The following is a 20,950-nucleotide window of genomic DNA, read 5'->3' as shown; positions in this document are numbered from 1 at the left end:
TTGTTTAGAAGGATTTTCTATTTTTACTAAGAATGAACAGTAATGTATAATCTAATTTCCATGAATGTAATAGGGAGGCAGTGAAATTTGAACAGGAAAATTTGGTATGTATTTACTTGTTTTGCTCTTTTAGTATCTGGTTATATTGTTGTCCAATATTCTATTATGGATGGATTTCAAACAGGGCTTGTAAAAGCGAAGCTCATGTATGGATCTAAATTAAGTGAGTTCTGGTATGTGATGTTATTTATACATATTACGACTAGTATAGTAGCATTAGTAATTGGTCCGTTTACATTATCCACTAAATTTAGAGAAAGGAATATCAACCGTCATCGAATAGCTGGGAGAATCTATATGGTTGGTATATTATTAGGCGGCGTTTCTGGACTATATCTATCTTTTTATGCTACGGGAGGATTGGTGGCGAAGCTAGGTTTCGGTTTGTTATCTGTATTTTGGCTAACTTCAGCATATCAAGCGTTACATAGAGTTAAGAATAAAAAAATGAAAGAGCATCGGAATTGGATGATTAGAAATTATGCTTTAACCTTTGCGGCAGTTACATTAAGAATTTGGCTACCGTTGTTTATCGTTCTATTTGGAATAGAGCAGTTTGAACTTAGTTACGCGGTTATTGCTTGGTTAGCGTGGGTACCTAATTTAATTATCGCAGAATTATTTATAAGACAAAGACTGAATAAAGGAAAATACGAGGAAAATGAGGATTTACATTTTTGATGTGAATCTGCTGTCATATTGAGGGCAGAATTCTTCAGTAGTTCAATGTTTTTATAGATGTAAGCATGTTGCTATCTAACAACGAATAGCTGATTCCTAACGAGAGTAATAATAAAACCCAACATAAAATTTAAGAAAAATTTTATATTTACCCCACTTTTTATTTTAAAAGTTTTTCCTATCCTATAAACAAGTTACATCAAGGAGGAGACTGAAAATGAAGAAGTGGGGATTTTTTATTTTTAATATATTCCCGATATTTGAAGCGAAAGTACTATTTTTTAAACTATGTTCTAAAATAATAGATGAAAATGTAAAGTTAGGGGATTCCACATGCATACAGGAGTTTTAATTAGTTATTTGTATACATATTTTTTCACTATAATTTTTTGTATTGTATTTCAAATTGGATTTTATTTTAAAGCGAAAAACAATATATCTATTCGGCATTTTCTATGGGTGTATGTTTTTCTGTTTTACCTTTCGCTCGTGTATAAGGTGACGCAAATCGCGACTGTATGGGATATAAGTAGATATGAAACGTGGATTCGTGTAAATCAAATTAATTTGACTCTATTTGATACGGCAGGTAGTACTACATATCTTTTGAACATTGTACTGTTTATGCCATTCGGTTTTTTATTACCGACCATTTGGCCGCAATTTAGAAAAATGAAAAACACCGTATGCGCGGGATTCTTTTTTTCATTGGCAATTGAGTTAAATCAATTACTAAATAATAGAATTACAGATATTGATGATTTATTTACGAATACTCTCGGGACGATTGTTGGGTATGTATTATATACAGCATTATTTAAAATGATATTGAAAAGAGAGGAAAAAAAGATTGATACGAACTCTTCGCTAGTCATAAAATACGAGGCTATTTTTTGTTTAGTGTGTTCATTTGTAGGAGCGATGTTAATTTATTATCCAGCTTTGTTTGGAAGACCTGTCATCATTCAGTGAGGTAATTACGAATTTCTATTTAACGCTCGTACGATATTTCAATTTACAAAAAGCCTTTAACTCGTTATAGTTAAAGGCTTTTATCATCATAATTTTTACTTACCAACTACCCACTCGAGTATCCGCCTTCAACCACTTCACCCAATCCAAATCCTCTACCTTAAGCAAACTAAGTGAAACACCTTTCATGTCTAAAGAAGTGAGCAGGGTACCGACTTTTACGAACTTCACATGCAATCCTTCCAGTTCACACAAACGGCGAATGTCATTTGCGAAAATGTATTGTTCCATTAATGGTGTCGCACCTAATCCATTAATGAGAATCGCAAAGTTGTCACCTTTTCTCCAGCGGTAAATGCTTTTTAATTTGTTCATTAGTTCAATCGCTAATATTTCAGCAGAGGATAGTGCTTCTTTACGGTAACCTTTTTCTCCGTGAATACCGACGCCGTAAAAGACTTCATCATCGTTTAATGTGAATGAAGCTTTTCCTTTCACTGGATCGTTTGCAGGTGAAAGAGCAACTCCTAATGTGTGTAAGTTTTCTGTAACAGAACGGCCGAGTGTTGTTAGTTCTTCTAAAGAGTGTCCTTCAAGAGCGGCCGCACCAAGTATTTTTTGAACGAAAACAGTACCAGCAACACCGCGTCTTCTTTTATTAAAAGAAGCATCATCTTCAATTGAAACATCGTCATTTACGATGATATGGTCAATTTTTCTTCCTTCGCCTTTGGCGATTTGTTCTGCTGCTAGAAAGTTCTCAACGTCATCTTTAAAGTTTTTGATGATGAATAGTATACTTTTATCTTTTGGCATGAGGCGAGTTGCCGCCACAATTTGTTCTACTGTAGGCGGAGTGAAAATACTGCCGTTTACTGCCGCCGTAAGCATTCCTTTTCCTACATAACCAATATCAGCAGGTTCATGTCCGCTACCACCACCGCTTATAATAGCGACGTCTTGCGTCATTTTTTCGATATCTTTTACATAAATGATGTGATTTGTTTCGTCATAATTTACTTTGTCGTTATGTTCAAAATAAAAGCCATGCATCATATCTTGAACGATATTTTGTACATCATTCATAATCTTTTTCATTGCTTTTGCCACCCTTTAATTACTTTGCTGATTGCTCCAGTAATAGTAGTAATTGATTGTTTATCATATTTTTCATAAGAGAAGACATAATGGAAGGATCTACTTCGCACTTACTTTCAATCCAATCTTTTATCGTTCCAACGAAGCCGTGACTATAAAAGGAGGCAATCGTATTTTTTGTCTCATCAGAAAGGCTGAATCCACAGCTCACAGATAGTTCATCAATAATCTTCATATATAAGTTTTTCGTATGCTCAAATAAATAGTGATTAAACGAGTTTTGTTCAATGACTTTAAAAGCGTTTCGATAAAATTTTTGATTTTCGTAAAAGTAATCAAATAATAAATCAAAAATGTTTTCCCACGTTTCATAGTCGAGAAAGTCGATAATGTTTTCCTTCGTTTCTTCTCTATAAATCCAGCCTAATAGTTCAAATTTATCTTTAAAATGATAATAAAAAGTTTGCCTACGCATTTGACAGTGTAACATAATATCGCTCACTGATATTTTATGAAATGACTCTGTTTCCATTAAATATTTCAATGAATTCGCGATTATCTTTTTAGAAATTATAGAAGAGGTCATCTGAATCATCCCTAGAATGTTATTAATATAAAAATCCTATCTATAAATGAGAGCGGTGTCTTTAGACAGATTGTCCATTTTGTCCGTTTACTATAAAACGCTTTCATTTTAACATGAGTAGTAAGAAGAAGATTTCAAATATATCACAATATATTAAAGGAATTGAGGGAGAATCACAATGAAAAAGATTATAAACAAACCAGAAACATTAGTAATGGAAATGTGCAACGGAATGGTTATGGCTCATCCGGAGCTTGAGCTTTTGAAAAAATATAAAGTAATTAAGAAGAAAGAAATGAACGAAAATAAAGTAACGTTAATTAGTGGCGGCGGTAGTGGTCATGAGCCGGCACATGCGGGATTAGTCGGAAAAGGAATGTTAGATGCGGCAGTGTGCGGAGATGTGTTTGCGTCACCTTCACAAATTCAGGTATACCAAGCGATTAAAGAGACAGCTAGTAAAAAAGGTACGTTATTAATTATTAAAAATTACAGCGGCGATATTATGAATTTCAAAAACGGAGCGCATTTAGCGACGGAAGATGGAATTGAAGTAGATTACGTAAAAGTGGACGATGATATTGCGGTAGAAGATAGTTTATATACAGTAGGACGCCGCGGCGTTGCGGGCGTTATTTTAGTTCATAAAATTGCCGGTGCAGCAGCGGAAGCAGGTATGGATTTAGGAGCGGTGAAAGCTGTAGCGGAAAAAGCAGCTGCTAACGTGCGCACAATCGGTTTAGCGTTAACGTCTTGTACAGTTCCAGCGAGCGGATCACCTACTTTCACACTTGCGGAAGATGAAATGGAATACGGCGTAGGTATTCACGGTGAACCGGGAATTAAGCGTGAAAAAATGCTGTCAGCTGATGAATTAGCGAACCGTATGACAAATGATTTAATGAAAGATTTAGGAGTAAAAGATGGCGAGGAAATCGCACTTCTAGTTAACGGTTTTGGCGGAACACCACTACAAGAACTTTACTTATTTAACAACGCAGTTACGAGAGAATTAGCTGCTAGAAACATTAAAATCAATAGAGTATTTGTCGGTAACTATATGACGAGTATCGATATGGCAGGTATGTCTTTAACGGTAATGAAGTTAGATGATGAGCTAAAAACATTACTATCGAAAGAATGTAATACACCAGCGTTTAAAGTAGACGGTCCAGTTGAAAGTGTTGAGTATGTAAATGTACTTGAAGAGGCAGAAGAGAAGGAAGTTTCCTTTGAACTAGAAACGGCGGAAGAGCACGCTGTGATTAAAGATAATGTTATTACATTAAACAACATGATTTATCTCGTTGATAAAATGAGCGATATTATTATTAAAAATGAAGTACCGTTCTGTGAGTTAGACACGCATGCAGGTGACGGCGACTTCGGAATGAGTGTGGCAAAAGGATTTAAGCAATTAAAACGTGAGTGGCACTCTATTGTAGAACAAGAAAACGTAACAATCGGATCATTCCTTGACGGTTGTTCGATGATTATTATGGAACATTGCGGCGGTGCATCTGGTCCAATTTGGGGTGGAGCATTCCGAGCAGCTAGTAAAGCAGCAGGCGAAAAACGTGAGTTAACAGTGAAAGAATTCGCTGAAATGTTGCAAGCAGCTCTGCAAGGCATACAATCGATCGGTGAAAGATCATTCGGAAGAGGAGCGGTAGTTGGTGACAAAACGCTTGTTGATGCACTTGCTCCATGTGTAGACTCATGGTTAGACAACGCTTCAAACGAAGTAGACATGAAAACTGCTTTTGAAAAAGGAGCAGAAGCAGCGGTCAAAGGCGCAGAGTATACGAAAGAAATCGTAGCTCGCATGGGCCGCGCCGGTACAGTTGGTGAAAGAAGCTTAGGCTATCCAGATGCAGGTGCACATGCACTTGGGGTGATCTTTACGGAGATTGCGGGTAGTTTGAAGTAGGAATGAGAAGATCCCCTCTGCCTTGTGGTGGAGGGGGTTTTTTAATTATAACCATCATTCTTTCAGCGGAAAAGTTTATTTATTAGCCAATCTAGAAGCAGCCTCTTCAACTTCTTTATATGCATTTTGTAATACTTCATTTGGATCTAGTACTGCTGTTCCTTGTGCACGAACGATTTGATAATCTTCAATACCAAGGAAATTAAACATTGCTTTTAAATATTTATGAGAGTATTCCACTTCTGTATACCAATTATCGTTTGTATAGATTCCTCCACTTGCTTGTATAACAAGCATTCTTCTTCCATCTTTAAGTAATCCTACTGATCCAGTTTCAGTATATTTAAATGTTTCACGTGCAATCATGATATTGTCCATGTAATCTTTTAACTTTGATGGAATATTAAAGTTGTGCAAAGGGAATACGATAACATACGTATTTGCACTTTTAAATTGTTGTAAAATCTCGGACATACGTTCCGTTACTTTTTGTTCTTCACCAGTCAACTCTTGTCCATTACCTTGTTTTTCCCATGCGCTTAAAACAGTTTTATCTATCATTGGTACTACATCATCGTATAAATTAATCTGTTCAATCGTTTCATTATTAGAAATTAATTCTTTATAAGATTCTAAAAAATGCTTAAAAACCTTAATGCTTACTGATGATGTATCATCCACTTTCGGATGTGCGTTTATGATAAGTGTTTTGTTCATTTGTATTTCCCCTTTTTAAAAGTTTTTTACATTTTAATTGTAGACCAAGTTAATCGTCGATTAACTTGGTCTTTAATATAAACTCTGAAATTATTTTTGTCAAATGAAATACATACTACTCTAAAAGAGCCTTTTTTTTATTTGACTAAAATTCTAAATGGTCCTAAGATACAATTTGATAACCCTTAAAATAAAAAGCAGGTGATTTGTATATGCAATATAGTGTTGGGGTTGAATATGCCTTGCATTGCCTAGTTTATTTAATTAATAATCCTTCCAAAGAAAGTGTTGGAATAAAAGATTTGGCAGAGTTTCAAGGTCTTTCTGAAACATTTCTCTCAAAAGTTTTCGGTAAATTATCTAAAGCTGACATTGTAAATTCTGTCCCAGGTGTAAAGGGAGGATATAGGTTAGCTAAGTCTCCGGAAGATATCTCTTTTTGGGATGTAATAGAAGCTGTCGAAGGTCCAAAACCTATTTTTCAATGTAAAAATATTGTGCAGAATGGTCTACTATATCGAGACGAGGCTTGTAATTCTTGTGAACCTAGCAATTCTCCTTGTACAATTAACTTAGTAATGCTTGAAGCAGAAGAACATATGCGTGAGTTCCTCCGTAAAAAGACTCTTGCATGGTTAGATAAAGAACTTGATATTGTTTTACCTGAAAAGATAAGGGTAGATACTCGTGAATACTTCAAACAAAAAAACTCTAACTAAATCGCCATGACGAATTAGTTAGAGTTTTTTTGTTTTTTAACAATATCAATCAACTTTTATTTGTCTAGTTTAAAGTCTATTTCCATCGCCAATTTGATTTCTTCACGTATGTACCACATATTAGTAATTTGTCCCTATCAAAAGGAACGTTTTTTGCATTTAATATATTGTAAATATATTTTATTTCGAAAGGATGTGATGATATGGCTCATAAATCTACTGGATTAATAGTTTTAATGATATTTTACTAAGTTGAGGTTGCGTCACATCACCATTAAGCTAAGAAAATACAAATCCCCTATAACGAAAGTTTTATGCATCGTTGACTATTGGTAATGAGACGCTACGTCTACTAATTTTGTATAGAACAAGCATGTAAAAACTAAAAACTATTACTAAATCAAATCATGTTCTCTATTAACAATTTTTTTGATTTTATTCCCATATAAAACTTTCTTTGGATTTATAACTATAAGTAAAATCGCAACTATGGAATAAAAAATTGCAGTATACATAATTAATTCAATTAATGGTCCATTTATTATGCCAATAAATAAATTGAAGAAAAAGTGGATGATCACTGGAATAATTAAATTTTGATTTAAATTATAAAATGTTGTCATAATAATTGTAGTAGATATAATTGCAATCATAAAAAACAAAATATATTTGATTAAATTACTGCCTGTAAAACCTGTAGTAAACCATATAGGTAGATGCCACATTCCCCACCAAAAACCAATAATGATTGAAGATTTTAATGGTGAGTATTTTTTCTGAAGCTCCATTAATGCAAAACCCCTCCACCCTAATTCTTCTCCTAGTGGTCCGGATACAATAGTTTTAACAACATAATAAATTAACACGCCCCATGTAGTTCTATTAAAAATAGAGTCTGCTTCACTATTAGTCGAAATGAGAAACAGCATTGTCAAAAATATAATTATTTGAATGATACTGACAGTAAGAACGATAGAGTAGTTAAGTTTATTTTTAAATCTATCTTTTACGAATTGAATAAAATTTTGTCCAGGATAAATTCTTTTAAATAGAAACATAAAAGCAAAAGTGGAAGACCAAGCTGATATGCAGAGCATTACATCAAAAATCCAAGTTGGAACATGTAATAATTTTGTAATTCCTACAAGCAGAAAAAGTGGCCAAAAAATAATGTTGGTTAGTAATATAAAACTTACCACCGGCTTTTTCAGTCTTTTATCTTCAGTCATATACAATCCCACCTTAAGCTAAATTTTTAACATACTATAGTGTACTTATTCAGCGCGTTGAGATAATGAACCGAATATTCTTTCTATTATATTTGACATATGTAAATTCCTGCAGAGATTTTTCATTGTATATTTTGGAGTTACTTGACGTTTACGTTATAAGAGATATATACACCTTGGTTAATTTTAGATGCAATGGGTATTTCAAGATTTTTTTGCTTCATATATTAAAGAATATGAAACAGAACCAGAAAATGAAAAGATTTATACAGAACTATAGGTATATATAATTTTATACATTTACATAGTTTTTTAATTTTAAACAGTAAACTAATTCTGGATGGTGTCCTTCTTCAATCTCTCCTGTTGGCCTAAAACCCACTTTTTCATAAATCCGCTTTGCGCGTTCATTATCGTAAATAACCGATAAGAATATTTCTTCACATTTGTACGTCTGAACCATACTATCTATTACTGCCTTTAAAACAGGAACCCCATACCCTAACCCTTGATATTGATGGCCAAGCATCATACTAATTAACTCATATTGCTTCGTTTCATTTCTAAACCCATACGAAGCAAAACCTATTAAAATATCATTATCATATATAGCTTTCGGAGTAAATCCAAACGTTTGGCAAGCTGCAAGAAAGAAAGCATTTGAACCAACCCATCTTTCATATATTTGAATGTGTTTTTCTTGAAGTTTATCTGATTTTAAATTAATAATTTCAAAGAAATTTTCTTCTGTTACATCTACTAATTTTAGATTCATCTTTTCTCCTCTTTCCATTTTTTACATTATCTATTCTAATTCTTCATTGTATTTCTCATTCCTTTATCCTCTTAATAGATAAAACTATTCAATTTCAAAAATAGTCCGAAACCTTAACTTGATGGCAATGGGGTAGTACCATATACCTATCAAGTTAACAGAGAATGTTAATAGATAAAAATACTCCTTACAAAAATAAAGTGAAAAGTGATGTAAAATGAATTCGTAGATTTGAATAAGTAGGGGGAAAGTTCTAATACACAAAAAAGAAATTGAGGAATTATTTGAAGGCGTACCACCAATATTTTGGGAATTTTGTACGGTAAGCAGTCAAAACTATAAAAATTGATTGTAATGTGTTCGCTTAAGCCATTACCAAAAAGATATTAACCACTAATCATCGGCACTTTGTTTTTGGTAATGCGTTTTAGTGACAGTGAAAGAAGCCATTGAGAAATGGGGCATTTCAGATCGTCGGATACAGCTGTTATGTAAGCAGAGCAGGATTCTAGGAGCATATCGGCTCGATTGGACATGGGCTATTCCAGAGGATGCTGTAAAATCTGTTGATGGACGAACGAAATAAATCTTAAAACTACAGGGAAAATACAGATTGCTGTGTTATCTTTTTTACGGAGGTATACATTTATGGATATACGAATACTGCTTGTCGAGGACGATGAGCATATTTGCAATGCAGTAAAAGTCTTTTTATCTGGAGCGGGATATAAGGTGGATGCTTGTTTTAACGGTGATGAAGCGTATACCAAGTTTTATGATAACACCTATCAGCTTGTCATTCTTGATATCTTGCTACCGGGAATGAACGGTCATGAGCTTTTAAGGGAGTTCCGTAAGTTGAATAATACGCCGGTTCTGATGATGACCGCTCTTTCCGATGATGAGAATCAAATCAGAGCGTTTGATGCGGAAGCGGACGATTATGTGACTAAGCCGTTCAAGATTCAGCTATTGCTAAAACGTGTGGAGGCGCTGCTCCGTCGCAGCGGTGCAGTGGCAAAGGAACTGCACTATGGCAAGCTGACAATTTTGCCGGAAGATTTCAAGGTTTTTTATGACGACGAACAATTACTTTTGACCCTTAAAGAGTTTGAAATCTTAATGCTACTGGTGCAAAACAATGGCAGAACACTATCTCATGAAGTTATTTTGTCCCGCGTGTGGGGCTACGATTTTGACGGTGATGGTAGCACCGTGCATACTCACATTAAAAACCTACGGGCGAAGCTACCGGATAATATCATCAAAACAGTACGCGGAGTGGGCTACCGATTGGAGGAAACTTCATGAAAAAGAATGGGATATTTATTAAGATTTTTGCCTATACGATAGTTGCTATGTTGTTGATTGTTTTCGTAACTACCGCATTGTTTTCAGGTCAATTCTTAACACTGTACAGAGCAGTTGAAAGGGAACAAATATTAGTGTCCTATCAGCCTTTGGTCAATAGAGTAAAAAATAGTGATTATAACGATATTCCCGTAACAGCGCAAAGGTTTCGTGACAAAAACCAATCATTTGAGTTTTGCATTATAGATGATAATGGCGGTGTGGTTTACGCTACGCCGGGTGCTGATACCTCGGATAATTTCAAGGGTGACTTTTACTATGTAGTGCATAATGATAAAGCCCTCGGCTATTCTGTCGTCGCCCAGACCAGACCGGGCATAACTGCCTTTTACAATGAAATAATTGTGCGAGCATTAGTTGCGTTGGCCATTATACTCACCCTCTGCCTTGTGTGCGCGTATGTTTTTGCACGGCAGATAACCAAACCCATCAAGCGACTAGCGGATGACGCCGGGAAAATGACAAGGCTTGAAGATGTACCGCAAAGCCTGCCTATACGCCGGGATGAATTAGGCGATTTGTCACGTGATATTCACTCTATGTACGATAAGTTGAAAGATACCATTTCTCAGTTAGAAAATGAAATCCTGCGGGTAAGGGAAATGGAGGAAGCACAGCGATATTTTTTTTCGGCGGCTTCACATGAGCTAGAAACGCCTATCGCGGCAACAAGTATCTTGCTGGAGGGTATGCTCGAAAATGTAGGTGATTACAAAGACCATCCCAAATACCTGCGCGAATGCATGAAGATGATGGACGCGCAGGACAATGTGATTTCCGAGATACTGGAGATTGTCAACCTGAGCGATGGGAAAATCTCTCAGGATTCTGAAAAACTGAAAGTCAGGCAAATAGTGGCTGACATACTGCCTGACTTTCAGATATTAGCTGAAGCAAACGGTCAGTGTATTGTTATGGACATTCCTGATGGACAAAACTGCCTTGTCGATTCTAAAATGCTTCAAAAAGTACTTTCTAATATCATTTTGAACGCAGTACAGAATACGCCTCCAGGCGGTGAAATTAGGATATGGAGCGAGCCTGTGGATAAACAATATCGCCTTTGCATACTAAACACAGATGCAAGGATAGACGATACAGTTCTGCCTAAGTTATTTGACCCATTCTACCGTATGGATAAAGTGCGGGGGCGGAAAAGTGGGCGCAACGGTTTAGGCTTGACTATCGTGCGGAAAACGTTGGAAGTAATGAACATTGAATATGCTTTGGAAAACGTTCCGGATGGCGTTCTATTTTGGATGGATTTGCCAAAGACATAAATAATACAAGGAGAAAAAATAATGAAATCAGAAAACCGAAATAAACTTACAATTACATTGTTTGTAGTATATATGCTGCTGTTGACAGGCGTCATTCTCTTCAAGTTACCATTTTATTCTTCTGAAATATCAGACGGGATACGAGTAATCAATCTGATTCCATTTCAGGGGTCTTTCGATGACAGCGGAACTATTGATTTTAGAGAAATAAGAGATAATATACTTATTTTTATCCCTTTAGGTATATATATTTGTATGCTAAAAAGTAAATGGCCTTTTATGAAGAAAGTTCTTCCCATTTTTACTTTGACATTGGCGTTTGAAGCTATACAATTCATTTTCGCAATAGGAAGAAGTGATATTACTGATGTACTTGGCAATACGCTTGGAGGGGTAATAGGCATTGGTATTTATGCTTTATTGTTCAAGATTTTCAAAAACAGGACTGTTAAGGTTGTAAATATACTCGCCTTTGTAGTAACTGTTTGCGTAGTATTATATTTCACTTATCTGTTTTATCTCAGCCATTTTGTTATGAGGCGTCTGCACCACTGATGTTAGCAACCAAGCTTTATCACTTTGACCGACAGGGTTATTCCTGCCGGTCTTTTTTTGTTTTCTCCGCTACAGACAAACTACAGGGAAAATACAAATTGTTTTGCCATAGGAGCATGACAAACGTAAATGTCTATTTTACGCCATACATAGGATGACTACCGCAATGAAAATGAAAAAACTAATCGCACTCGCTTTATCATTTTTTCTCGTACTATTATTTCAACCAACCTACTGATTGATTGAAATAGGAATATTTGATTAACTTTATTGTCATTGGATCCCCTGCCACATTCCAACCATCTATACTCCCAAAAATGAAAATTCGAGCTGTATTCCGCAAATAAGTTTTTAAAATTATCATTTTGGGGTATTTATTTTTCCTAGTTTGATGGGGAGGGGTAGCACCAACAAAATGTTCTTATTTCTTCAAAGCTTTTATTGCTTCACTTAAATAAATAGTATGTCACATACTAATTTCATTAATTAAGAGGTTTCATGCACTACTTCTTATAAGTTGATCTTGTAGCGCTTTTTCTCGTAATTCACTATGTTTTCCAAAGAAAATAATGAAAGGAAAGGCGATGAATACATTTGCAAAATGACAATATTGTAAGAATACACGAATGTTTGTAAGAGAGTTCGATGTTTTCCTTTTTCTTTTTCTATAATCTTATTCATCTCTTTATACATTCCTATCATGGTGCTACCTCATTTATAGGTTATGAGAAAGGGTATTTTTTGCACTATTATCTATTCTTGGATATTATTAATAATATCTATATGAACTTATGTTTTTATTAAAAAGGTTTGGCGGTGTGTAAAATGATGAAAGGGATTAAAAATATCGAAACGAAAGAACCGATAAACATGTTTCTATTTATTCCCTGTAGTACTCTTTTGTTTGATAATATTTATCAACATTTTATTCTTGGAAAGGATTTTACACTAGAGAAGCTTTTATTTGAACTCGTATTTTTATTTATTTTCATTTCATTTTTTTTATGTAATAAGTGTTTACAAAAAATGAATAAACAAATGTTTACAAAATATATTTTTCTTGGTGTTAGTATTATTTATCTTTTGGCATATGATCTTATGTTTATACGTGATCCAGGTTCGTCTTTACATATCCCATATTTAGAGTGCTTCCTAGTAATTTCTGCACCTTTATTTTTAAGTATTCATTATCTTCTAACGGTATCTATTTGTATGGTATGTAGATTTTTAATTGCTATTTATTATTTTGAAATTAATTATCCAATATCATTAATATTATTGTTTCTAATCATTTTTGTTACGTCATTTTTTGTATTTCTTTCATTAAAATTTTTAGTACAAAAAATAAAAGCATCCTATGAAAAACAAATGAAAGAAACAGCTTTATCGATAATGAGGATAATGGAACTAAAGGATCAATATACGAAAGGGCATAGTGAACGTGTAGCCAATTATGCTACGATTCTTGCTAAAGAAACAAATGAATATGATGATAATTCTTTAAAACAATTTCATTTTATTTGTTTATTACATGATATAGGAAAAATAGGTATTCCCGATGAGGTTTTAAAGAAAGCATCTTCTCTTACAGAAGAAGAATATAATCTTATTAAGACACATCCACAATTAGGATTAGAAGTTTTTAAAAATATATCTTTAATAAAAGATAGTGAAGATATAATTCTTTCTCATCATGAAAGATGGGATGGAAAGGGCTATCCTCAAAAACTAAAAGGAAATCAAATACCATTATGCGCAAGAATTGTTGCAATAGCAGATGCATTCGATGCAATGACTTCTTCAAGAGCATATCGTTCGGCTCTATCTCCTGAAGAAGCTTATAGACGTATTATAGAAGGATCTGGTACACAATTTGATCCTTCTATAGTAGAGGTTTTCAAAAAGGTATTTCCTTTGTGGGAAAGAATGGTCCCGAATTCTTTTCGTTAAAAACGCATGTCTGAAATCGATTCTTATTTGAGGTATGATGAATGCGAAAAATGAAACCCCCGAATCTAATCGTAATAAAAATTTGGAACTAGATCATGAATAAGGCACATAAAGAAAAGGTACCCATATGGGTACCTTTTCTAATAGTTTTTTAGCAGAAACAACTACATCCGATAATGATTAATAGAATAAATAATACAACTAATAAAGCAAATCCTCCAGCGAAACCGCAGCCTTCGCCGCAACTACCACCATATCCCATAACAATAGTGCCTCCTTTAGATAAAAGGGTAAAACTAGGGTTCATTCCATGGATTTTAATGGGTTCACTTTACCTTATGTTTTAAAGAATGAATGGAGCAGGTCCTTTTGAAAATAAAGAAAAGACGCCATTAGGCGCCTTCCTTTTAGGTAGATAAGACTTTAGTTTTCCAATCTAAAGAAATTTTGTATCAGTTCCTTGTGAGTATATCATAATATCTGATTGATTTATTATGCATTGTTACATACTTCTCTAAATCCCTCTATTTTTTATTTGATAAAATAAAATCCTAATATTACCAAAAGTTAAATAAATATTTCTACATATTCAATATATTTACATTAATTACAAAAGTGATACATTTAAGTTATAAGCTATAAAAACTATTAAAGGGGGATTTATTATGTTCAAGAAATTAGTAGTAGGAGTATTGGCAACTGGTATTGCATTAACAGGAGGAATTGGGGCAGCTTCAGCTGATACGCAAAAAGCTGTGAGTTCTCCGAAGCAAGCAACATGCTCAATTCCTTATGAGTATTCTAATGGTAAATTCAAAAGAACTCTGTATTACTCAAATGGAGTATATGCTAATAGTTTTACTGAAAATGTTTGTGGCGGGACGATTACGTGGTATTTAAAACATGTTCAAAATGGAGTTGCTTTTTACGAAGGTAATTTAAAATAGTAGATTCTTTGAACCTCATTTATTGAGGTTCTTTTAGTTTTTAAACTGATTCTTCACAAAAAAAGACACCTAAAGGTGCCTTCCTGCGACTTTTGTAAGTATCTTTTACGAAATTATGATTGTTTTTTATTTTGTATTTCAATCAGTTCATCTGGTAGCGTTTTTGTATAATATTCTTTTTCTGTTAGTTCAAATATAAATAATGCTTTTTTCCAGTTATAAACAACCTCTTCTACATTATGTTGTTTAATCTTTAATAAATATTGACCTTTTAAATAGAATAGTTCACCTAATAGGTATAAAGTATTTAAATTAATTGCTAATTTTATACCCTTATCAAGGTATTTTATTGCCTCTTCATGTTGATATATGGAGTCTAAACATTTTGCTAAATTTAACATGATTTTTAATTTAATTTCTTTATCTCTAGGAAAATCTAACTTATTAAAATTAGTTAAACATCTTTTTAATATATTAATACCTTTTTCATAATTTTTATTTTCTGCATAAAATATAGCCATTGTTTGCATAATATCTATTTCTCTTTCTGATAAAAAATCAGAATTAGTTAAAGTCAGTTTTAATGCATTATTTAAAAGATCTAAAGCAGTTTTTATTGATCTATCCACCATAAATATAGCAATTGCTTCGTGCCATATTAGAAACTGTTTCTCTTCTTTTGTTTGAAAATTATTTAAGTTTTTCTCTTTTTTTACTATTTCATAAAGTTCTTTATATTGTTTTTGCTTTAAGCAGTCTTTTATTACGTATTTTACGTTTTCTACATATTTTAATCTTTTGTTTTGAGTTAGTGCAAATATATTATTTGGATCAATACCAAGTCTTTCTGATAATTGATATAACAATATACTAGATGGATAAATCATACCTTTTTCAATCTTGCTAATTTGACTTTGTGAACATATTCCATGACATAATTCGGATTGTGATATATTTTTTTTCATTCTAAGTTCTTTAATGATAATACCCAAATCGTTAAATTTCATTTTTCCACCTACTATCTAGCACTTTATTTATAAAGAGATATTCCTTTACCTTAATGTAATGTAAAAATAATATAGTTGCAATTATTGTTTGGTGTAAAGGGCTTACCGTTTTTATAAGGTGGTGAGGATTTTAGTATGTACAAAGAAGATACCCAAAGGTGCCTCCTGCAACTTGAACCATCTTAATTTTAATAATATGTATTGGAAGCTCATACGAATATTATTTTACCATGTTAAATACCTAAATTCATTGAGAGAAAGATATAACTCATTATTCATTCTGTCAAAAAGGATTTATCTAACGTAACGTATGAACGTTCCATAAAATGTATCAAAAAAAATGAATAAATCGTAATTGGCATGAAAAAAGGGTTTTTACTATTACGTAAGAACCCTTAAACAAAGAAAAAAGTCGTATGTGCCTCTATAGTATTGTAATGAAATTAAATAAAAACGCTATTTTAATACAAAGCGAAATTGAAAGTTAACAAGCAATACTTAAAAGAGTAAGAGCTGCAAATCCGTAAACTAATAAGCTACTAGTAGCAAGAAATTTTATAAGTTCATTTGTAGAAATAATAGTTAAACATAATGCTATAGATGCACCTATAAAGAATTGGTACTTTGTATGTATATTTGTAAGATTAATTATTACAAGTACAGTTAAGAAAAGTGAAATGAAGTTAAAATATCTTTTCATTGTCATATTTCCTTTCAATGTTTGATCTGTATTTATTATACCAGTGTGTACCAGTAATAACATACTTTGTAATGAAGTTTAATAGAAATCTTATTTTGCCATAAATAAAAAGTCGGTTGTTTCCACAATCACTTTTCAGTGAAACAATGCAATTTTTTAGAAATAAAATATGGATGATTCCTGAAAATGTTATAGGATATAATTCAATTTTTATCCCGCGTTAACGGAAAGTAAAACTCCCACCTCAAAATTCAGTTGGAGCAAAGAAGTTAAGTGGGGGATGAACAAAACCCCCACTAATTAAAGTTTCACTTTATAAGAAAGGAATGACTATATTATATGAAAACTTGTCTAACAAGGTTACATATAAAAGAGCAGCTAGCAATAGCTAACTGCTCAATACAAGGAGATACAGAGAAAACTAAATGAATGTTGGCATACAGCCTATCAACATTATGGACATAATATTGAGTTTTATTCGAAGGAATTCATGTTTTATAAATTACATTACGATAGTCGATATTCTCCATATTGACCAGAAAAGAACCAAGAATTCTAGTGAAATTCCAAGTGTTCTTTTTCTAGTTTTTTGAAATTCTTTTATTAAATAGCCAACAGCACTAATTGCTATAAGAATGAAAAGAATAAGTTCTAGTGTAACTGGCATTTGATTCGCCCCTAATATGTTAATTTGTAATATAAAAATTATAGGATATTTTTGTGGTTAGTAGTGAAAAATTTAGCAAAACTATCTTCTCTATATGAAAAAAGATCCTGCTGTCTCCAACAGAACCTCTTCTAAAATGGCAAAGAGTAACTCTTACCTTACTCTTTGTTAATAATATTACAGGAATGTTAATGAAAATCCAAGACTCCTTATATTGAGAAATAAAGAAGAATTATTCTAAAGAATTCCAATATAAAATTAGAGATTACCATGAAGGGAGTTATAACGAGTTACTACCTATTATATATTCATAAATAAAAAAACATAATATTAATACGGAAAAATATATTAATATGAATTTTTGCATATTTTAAAATTCAATATATCCCTCAAAACCTTTTAATTGTATAATGTATTTTGTCATATTTTTAGATTTTTCGACAAAAAACAACATGAATAGAGAACAAATTGGGAGAAGGAATTATGTACACAAAACTATTAAAATCAATTACATCATTATCACTTATTGGTGGTGCTTTACTGTTTACAAATGGTAGTGATGTGAGAGCAGCTGAGGCAAGTATTTTTTCTGATGTGCCTACGTCGCATTGGTCGTATCCGGCAATTAAAGATTTATCGAGTAAAAATATTATTTCTGGTTATGGAAATGGGAAGTTTGGTTTCGGTGATGTTGCGACGAGAGAGCAAGTTGCAGCTTTAATTTATCGTGCGTTGTTACCGAATAAGCAAGGTGGTACGTTTAGTAATGATGGTGCTCGTTACGTATTAAAAGATGGATCTACTTTAAACAATCCGTATCGAGATATTCGCTCAGGATCCACATTGTTTCCAGAAGAGGTTTTAACGTTAACGAAATTAGGGATTTTTAACGGGGATGGAAACGGAGGTTTTAGACCGAAAGATTCTGTTAGCCGTGCAGAAATGGCGCAAATTATTAAAAATGCTTTTCAAGTTTCGGCTAAGCAAAAGCATACATTTAATGATGTTCCGAATGGTTTTTGGGCAGAAGGGGCGATTAGTGCGGTGCAGTCAAACGGGATTGCATCTGGTACAGGCGACGGGAAATTTGAACCTGCTAAAACGGTAACGCGTGAACAATATGCACAGTTTTTATATAATGCTTTGCAGTATAAAAAGCCTGCGGTTGCGGTGCAAAATACAGGAGATGCAGCACTATTAGCAGCATTCAAAGATGAAGTACAGAAGCGTATTAATGCGTACGAAACGAATATTACACTTCCATATAAAACGACAAATAGTAATACAAAAGAAGTGATGAATACACTTTTTAACGCCTATAAAGAAGTGGCAAGTAAAAATGAGTATACAAATAATAATAGATCGAATGTTTCATATGGACTTTCTGGATCACCTGGAAATTATACGTTTACGCTAAAAATTACATATCGTGAAACGAAAGAACAAACAGAATATGTAATGAAGCAAGCGAAGGCAATTGTTTCTTCTATTACACAAGTTGGGATGGATGATCACGAAAAAGTGAAAGCGATTCATGATTATGTCGTAAAACATGTTTCTTATGATACGTCTTATAAAGCTTACACAGCATATGAAGCACTCGTAAATCGTTCTGCGGTTTGCCAAGGTTACGCACTATTAACTTATCAATTATTAAAAGAAGCGGGAATTGAGAATCATTTTGTAGTAGGAACTGGAGACGGTCAGCCTCATGCTTGGAACTTAGTGAAAATCGAAAACAAATGGTATCATCTTGATACAACATTTGATGATCCGGTTCCAGATGAACAAGGCCGCGTAACATATTCCTATTTCAACTTATCAGATGAGCAAATCGCAAGAAATCATGAGTGGAACCGTGGGGACTACCCGCAAGCTACAACAAATTATTATAGTACATTAACAAATAAAATTGCGGCAGGTAGTACGAAAACTCCTGCGTATCAGCAAATATTAAAAGATACAAAGTTAAATTATTTAGGAAATGAATACATTGCAAACAACTACAATGAATTCAAAAATAAAATGCAGCAACGTTATAATGCAAAATCAGCAAAGATTGAAATCCTTTATAAGCAATCAATGAATGGCGCATTGCAAGATGTGAAAAAAGCAATTGGAGAAATCGGTTATCCGCAAGGGGCGAACCGTGTTTCTTATAAAGCGGAGCCGTATAATGCGAAAGAAGGATATTCTTTAGTGACGATTACGTTTATGTAAAAAAATAACCTGGATCCTATGGGATCTAGGTTGTTTTTTTATAACTTAATTTAACATATCATTTTATTTATATGTTACACCGTTCAAAAAATCTGCTTTATAGAGCGTGCCCTGTGCCTATTAACTTAAAAATTTTAAATTACCCCAAAACGAAAAAATGAACTTTTTTATTGTAAGTTAGGATACAATCTCGTTCTGGGGTAGTTGTATTTTCTTAGCTTGATAGGCGATGAGAGTCCAATACATATTATTAAAATTAAGATAATTCAAGCCGGAGAAAGGCACCATAGGGTGTTTTTTATTATCCTTCGACAAAACATGACAATATACAAACGAATTGTTTGCTACTATGAGATGAGAAATCTTACATTCTAAAAAATCTATTTAAAATAACCAATACAGATAGGCGTGAAAAAATGAAACGAAAGTTACTTACGGCGTTAACATGCAGTACATTGCTTATGGGAATGGCTGCTTGTAGCTCAAATGAGAAGGCTGCAACTGAATCAAAACCTAAACAAGAAGAAAAGGTTCAGGAAAAATTGAAAGTTCAAACCATTCAAAAGCAACAAAAAGATAGTTATGTAGTAAGTGAAGATGAATTATCTAAAGCGGCACAGTCGATTGGTGAAATCCAAAACGAGCAAACGATAAATGATATGATGATACATATGTCTTTACAAAAACTCACATTCAATGGGAATAATCTTCATGTTTCTGGTACTCGTGATGTAGGGCGGTTTCAAATGATAAAAGAAAACATTCAATACTTAAAAAACAACTTAAATGTTATCAATAATGATGAAAGACCCAAATATGAATCTATTCTGAACAAATGGTACGATGGAAATTTCGAATCTGCAGTTGAAGACTTTAGGGAAATTCATTATTTACGTTCTGGAACAAAGCAAAGTATGGAAGGATCTAAACTAGCTAAAAAAACTGTTAGTGATGAAAAAGAATTTATTCTCCATTTCTTTGGTCAAGAAGGATTAGATATTCATAATAAAGAATGGAAACATGGAGAGTTATAAAAATAACACTGAATTTCACTCCACTAGGAAGTACAATGTTTTTACTCTGCAATACGGTATTTCCTTCGGAGATAGTATCACATTGGCTTAGTGCATAATTTTACTCATGCCCTCTTCTATATCATTTTTAAAAATATAGATTTTAATTGTAAATAAGGAATCTAAATTTTATTTAATACCATTTTTTACGTGATAAATGAATGGTAAAATTTTCTTATGAGCAGTTCCACTAGGAGTTTGCTTATAATGAGATTTCATAAATACACAGTAATGCTTATGTTTCTAGCCATTGGCACAAATGCCGCATTATCCATGTGGCTCAAGAAAGGACTTTTAGGTGTTATCACGGCTATTGTTCTCTTGTTAATCGCTGCATGGACTACAAAAAGAACTCATACAGACGACCAGCATAAATAAACTATTATATTTCTCAATAAATAAAACAACTTAAT

General features: G+C 33.2%; 21 protein-coding genes and 1 pseudogene. 12 read left to right on the top strand and 10 right to left on the bottom strand.

All coding sequences use genetic code 11. From position 1 onward, the window contains the following. The first annotated feature begins 87 nt into the window (after positions 1 to 87). Positions 88 to 741, top strand: coding sequence for a DUF2306 domain-containing protein (locus MR147_RS09745; RefSeq protein WP_242303983.1), 654 nt, complete (start codon positions 88 to 90; stop codon positions 739 to 741). A 333-nt stretch (positions 742 to 1,074) separates the two neighbouring features. Beyond that, positions 1,075 to 1,713, top strand: a complete 639-nt coding sequence (locus tag MR147_RS09740) for a VanZ family protein (protein ID WP_242303982.1) — start codon at positions 1,075 to 1,077, stop codon at positions 1,711 to 1,713. 99 nt (positions 1,714 to 1,812) lie between these two features. On the opposite strand, the gene dhaQ is transcribed toward MR147_RS09740, so the two are convergent. Continuing rightward, entirely contained in the window at positions 1,813 to 2,811 is a 999-nt protein-coding gene (dhaQ, locus tag MR147_RS09735; protein ID WP_242303980.1) for a DhaKLM operon coactivator DhaQ, read from the bottom strand. Between the two features lie 19 nt (positions 2,812 to 2,830). Then, on the bottom strand, positions 2,831 to 3,397 hold the full coding sequence (gene dhaS / locus MR147_RS09730) for a dihydroxyacetone kinase transcriptional activator DhaS (RefSeq protein ID WP_000204208.1): 567 nt from the start codon (positions 3,395 to 3,397) through the stop codon (positions 2,831 to 2,833). 178 nt (positions 3,398 to 3,575) lie between these two features. Between dhaS and dhaK the strand changes: the two genes are divergently transcribed. Continuing rightward, complete coding sequence (gene dhaK, locus MR147_RS09725; protein WP_242303978.1) at positions 3,576 to 5,327, top strand: dihydroxyacetone kinase subunit DhaK; 1,752 nt, start codon at positions 3,576 to 3,578, stop codon at positions 5,325 to 5,327. 75 nt (positions 5,328 to 5,402) lie between these two features. On the opposite strand, the gene MR147_RS09720 is transcribed toward dhaK, so the two are convergent. After that, entirely contained in the window at positions 5,403 to 6,044 is a 642-nt protein-coding gene (locus MR147_RS09720; protein WP_017560522.1) for an FMN-dependent NADH-azoreductase, read from the bottom strand. Between the two features lie 212 nt (positions 6,045 to 6,256). Between MR147_RS09720 and MR147_RS09715 the strand changes: the two genes are divergently transcribed. Next, positions 6,257 to 6,763: an RrF2 family transcriptional regulator gene (locus tag MR147_RS09715; RefSeq protein WP_242303976.1), complete on the top strand. Its 507-nt coding sequence runs from the start codon at positions 6,257 to 6,259 to the stop codon at positions 6,761 to 6,763. 395 nt (positions 6,764 to 7,158) lie between these two features. Here the strand turns inward: MR147_RS09715 and MR147_RS09710 are convergent, their stop codons facing one another. Next, a complete protein-coding gene (locus MR147_RS09710) occupies positions 7,159 to 7,992 on the bottom strand; it encodes a CPBP family intramembrane glutamic endopeptidase (protein WP_242303975.1) in 834 nt (277 codons plus the stop codon). Between the two features lie 292 nt (positions 7,993 to 8,284). Then, positions 8,285 to 8,767, bottom strand: a complete 483-nt coding sequence (locus MR147_RS09705; RefSeq protein ID WP_074607563.1) for a GNAT family N-acetyltransferase — start codon at positions 8,765 to 8,767, stop codon at positions 8,285 to 8,287. Positions 8,768 to 9,415: 648 nt separating this feature from the next. Here MR147_RS09705 and MR147_RS09695 point away from each other — a divergent pair. From MR147_RS09695 to MR147_RS09685, 3 genes are read left to right on the top strand one after another with little or no spacing between them, the layout of a single operon-like run. Continuing rightward, the gene (locus MR147_RS09695; RefSeq protein ID WP_074607567.1) at positions 9,416 to 10,078 is read left to right on the top strand and encodes a response regulator transcription factor; all 663 of its coding nucleotides are present in this window, start codon (positions 9,416 to 9,418) and stop codon (positions 10,076 to 10,078) included. Next, a complete protein-coding gene (locus MR147_RS09690) occupies positions 10,075 to 11,418 on the top strand; it encodes a sensor histidine kinase (RefSeq protein WP_242303972.1) in 1,344 nt (447 codons plus the stop codon). Before MR147_RS09695 ends, MR147_RS09690 begins: the two co-directional genes overlap by 4 nt. A gap of 21 nt (positions 11,419 to 11,439) precedes the next feature. Continuing rightward, positions 11,440 to 11,973, top strand: coding sequence for a VanZ family protein (locus tag MR147_RS09685; protein ID WP_242303971.1), 534 nt, complete (start codon positions 11,440 to 11,442; stop codon positions 11,971 to 11,973). A 469-nt stretch (positions 11,974 to 12,442) separates the two neighbouring features. Here MR147_RS09685 and MR147_RS27235 read toward each other — a convergent pair. Next, positions 12,443 to 12,541: pseudogene (locus tag MR147_RS27235) on the bottom strand (transposase); the annotation flags it as partial. A 257-nt stretch (positions 12,542 to 12,798) separates the two neighbouring features. Here MR147_RS27235 and MR147_RS09680 point away from each other — a divergent pair. After that, complete coding sequence (locus MR147_RS09680; RefSeq protein ID WP_242303970.1) at positions 12,799 to 13,923, top strand: HD-GYP domain-containing protein; 1,125 nt, start codon at positions 12,799 to 12,801, stop codon at positions 13,921 to 13,923. A 151-nt stretch (positions 13,924 to 14,074) separates the two neighbouring features. Here the strand turns inward: MR147_RS09680 and MR147_RS09675 are convergent, their stop codons facing one another. After that, positions 14,075 to 14,185: a YjcZ family sporulation protein gene (locus tag MR147_RS09675; RefSeq protein WP_000540371.1), complete on the bottom strand. Its 111-nt coding sequence runs from the start codon at positions 14,183 to 14,185 to the stop codon at positions 14,075 to 14,077. 403 nt (positions 14,186 to 14,588) lie between these two features. Here MR147_RS09675 and MR147_RS09670 point away from each other — a divergent pair, with 403 nt between their 5' ends. After that, the gene (locus MR147_RS09670; RefSeq protein ID WP_000473859.1) at positions 14,589 to 14,870 is read left to right on the top strand and encodes an LCI fold-containing protein; all 282 of its coding nucleotides are present in this window, start codon (positions 14,589 to 14,591) and stop codon (positions 14,868 to 14,870) included. Positions 14,871 to 14,983: 113 nt separating this feature from the next. On the opposite strand, the gene MR147_RS09665 is transcribed toward MR147_RS09670, so the two are convergent. From MR147_RS09665 to MR147_RS09660, 3 genes are all read right to left on the bottom strand, one after another. After that, positions 14,984 to 15,877 carry a helix-turn-helix domain-containing protein gene (locus tag MR147_RS09665; protein ID WP_242303969.1) on the bottom strand — a complete coding sequence of 298 codons (894 nt, stop codon included), beginning with the start codon at positions 15,875 to 15,877 and terminating at the stop codon, positions 14,984 to 14,986. A 484-nt stretch (positions 15,878 to 16,361) separates the two neighbouring features. Beyond that, on the bottom strand, positions 16,362 to 16,577 hold the full coding sequence (locus tag MR147_RS27155; protein WP_257145174.1) for a hypothetical protein: 216 nt from the start codon (positions 16,575 to 16,577) through the stop codon (positions 16,362 to 16,364). A gap of 502 nt (positions 16,578 to 17,079) precedes the next feature. Beyond that, on the bottom strand, positions 17,080 to 17,244 hold the full coding sequence (locus MR147_RS09660) for a hypothetical protein (RefSeq protein WP_074609763.1): 165 nt from the start codon (positions 17,242 to 17,244) through the stop codon (positions 17,080 to 17,082). Between the two features lie 483 nt (positions 17,245 to 17,727). On the opposite strand from MR147_RS09660, the gene MR147_RS09655 reads away from it, so the two are divergent. From MR147_RS09655 to MR147_RS09645, 3 genes are all read left to right on the top strand, one after another. Next, positions 17,728 to 19,464, top strand: a complete 1,737-nt coding sequence (locus MR147_RS09655) for an S-layer homology domain-containing protein (protein ID WP_242303968.1) — start codon at positions 17,728 to 17,730, stop codon at positions 19,462 to 19,464. A 416-nt stretch (positions 19,465 to 19,880) separates the two neighbouring features. Beyond that, on the top strand, positions 19,881 to 20,498 hold the full coding sequence (locus tag MR147_RS09650; protein WP_000823726.1) for a DUF6241 domain-containing protein: 618 nt from the start codon (positions 19,881 to 19,883) through the stop codon (positions 20,496 to 20,498). 246 nt (positions 20,499 to 20,744) lie between these two features. After that, positions 20,745 to 20,915, top strand: a complete 171-nt coding sequence (locus tag MR147_RS09645) for a hypothetical protein (protein ID WP_242303967.1) — start codon at positions 20,745 to 20,747, stop codon at positions 20,913 to 20,915. The last annotated feature ends 35 nt before the right edge of the window (positions 20,916 to 20,950 follow it).

It is taken from the genome of Bacillus cereus group sp. BfR-BA-01350, from assembly GCF_022663775.1.
Classification (GTDB): Bacteria; Bacillota; Bacilli; order Bacillales; family Bacillaceae_G; genus Bacillus_A; species Bacillus_A paranthracis.
The sequence above is the reverse complement of the archived record's forward strand: the minus strand, read 5'-3'. Positions and strand labels throughout refer to the sequence as shown.

Excerpts from the sequence above, each read along its gene's own strand:
- dhaS (WP_000204208.1), bottom strand. The coding sequence starts at position 3,397 with ATGACCTCTTCTATAATTTCTAAAAAGATAATCGCGAATTCATTGAAA.
- MR147_RS09680 (WP_242303970.1), top strand. The coding sequence starts at position 12,799 with ATGATGAAAGGGATTAAAAATATCGAAACGAAAGAACCGATAAACATG.
- MR147_RS09660 (WP_074609763.1), bottom strand. The coding sequence starts at position 17,244 with ATGCCAGTTACACTAGAACTTATTCTTTTCATTCTTATAGCAATTAGT.
- MR147_RS09720 (WP_017560522.1), bottom strand. The coding sequence starts at position 6,044 with ATGAACAAAACACTTATCATAAACGCACATCCGAAAGTGGATGATACA.
- MR147_RS09740 (WP_242303982.1), top strand. The coding sequence starts at position 1,075 with ATGCATACAGGAGTTTTAATTAGTTATTTGTATACATATTTTTTCACT.
- MR147_RS09645 (WP_242303967.1), top strand. The coding sequence starts at position 20,745 with ATGAGATTTCATAAATACACAGTAATGCTTATGTTTCTAGCCATTGGC.
- MR147_RS09670 (WP_000473859.1), top strand. The coding sequence starts at position 14,589 with ATGTTCAAGAAATTAGTAGTAGGAGTATTGGCAACTGGTATTGCATTA.
- MR147_RS09705 (WP_074607563.1), bottom strand. The coding sequence starts at position 8,767 with ATGAATCTAAAATTAGTAGATGTAACAGAAGAAAATTTCTTTGAAATT.
- MR147_RS09685 (WP_242303971.1), top strand. The coding sequence starts at position 11,440 with ATGAAATCAGAAAACCGAAATAAACTTACAATTACATTGTTTGTAGTA.
- dhaK (WP_242303978.1), top strand. The coding sequence starts at position 3,576 with ATGAAAAAGATTATAAACAAACCAGAAACATTAGTAATGGAAATGTGC.
- MR147_RS09690 (WP_242303972.1), top strand. The coding sequence starts at position 10,075 with ATGAAAAAGAATGGGATATTTATTAAGATTTTTGCCTATACGATAGTT.
- MR147_RS09695 (WP_074607567.1), top strand. The coding sequence starts at position 9,416 with ATGGATATACGAATACTGCTTGTCGAGGACGATGAGCATATTTGCAAT.
- MR147_RS27155 (WP_257145174.1), bottom strand. The coding sequence starts at position 16,577 with ATGAAAAGATATTTTAACTTCATTTCACTTTTCTTAACTGTACTTGTA.
- dhaQ (WP_242303980.1), bottom strand. The coding sequence starts at position 2,811 with ATGAAAAAGATTATGAATGATGTACAAAATATCGTTCAAGATATGATG.
- MR147_RS09665 (WP_242303969.1), bottom strand. The coding sequence starts at position 15,877 with ATGAAATTTAACGATTTGGGTATTATCATTAAAGAACTTAGAATGAAA.
- MR147_RS09655 (WP_242303968.1), top strand. The coding sequence starts at position 17,728 with ATGTACACAAAACTATTAAAATCAATTACATCATTATCACTTATTGGT.
- MR147_RS09650 (WP_000823726.1), top strand. The coding sequence starts at position 19,881 with ATGAAACGAAAGTTACTTACGGCGTTAACATGCAGTACATTGCTTATG.
- MR147_RS09710 (WP_242303975.1), bottom strand. The coding sequence starts at position 7,992 with ATGACTGAAGATAAAAGACTGAAAAAGCCGGTGGTAAGTTTTATATTA.
- MR147_RS09675 (WP_000540371.1), bottom strand. The coding sequence starts at position 14,185 with ATGGGATATGGTGGTAGTTGCGGCGAAGGCTGCGGTTTCGCTGGAGGA.
- MR147_RS09715 (WP_242303976.1), top strand. The coding sequence starts at position 6,257 with ATGCAATATAGTGTTGGGGTTGAATATGCCTTGCATTGCCTAGTTTAT.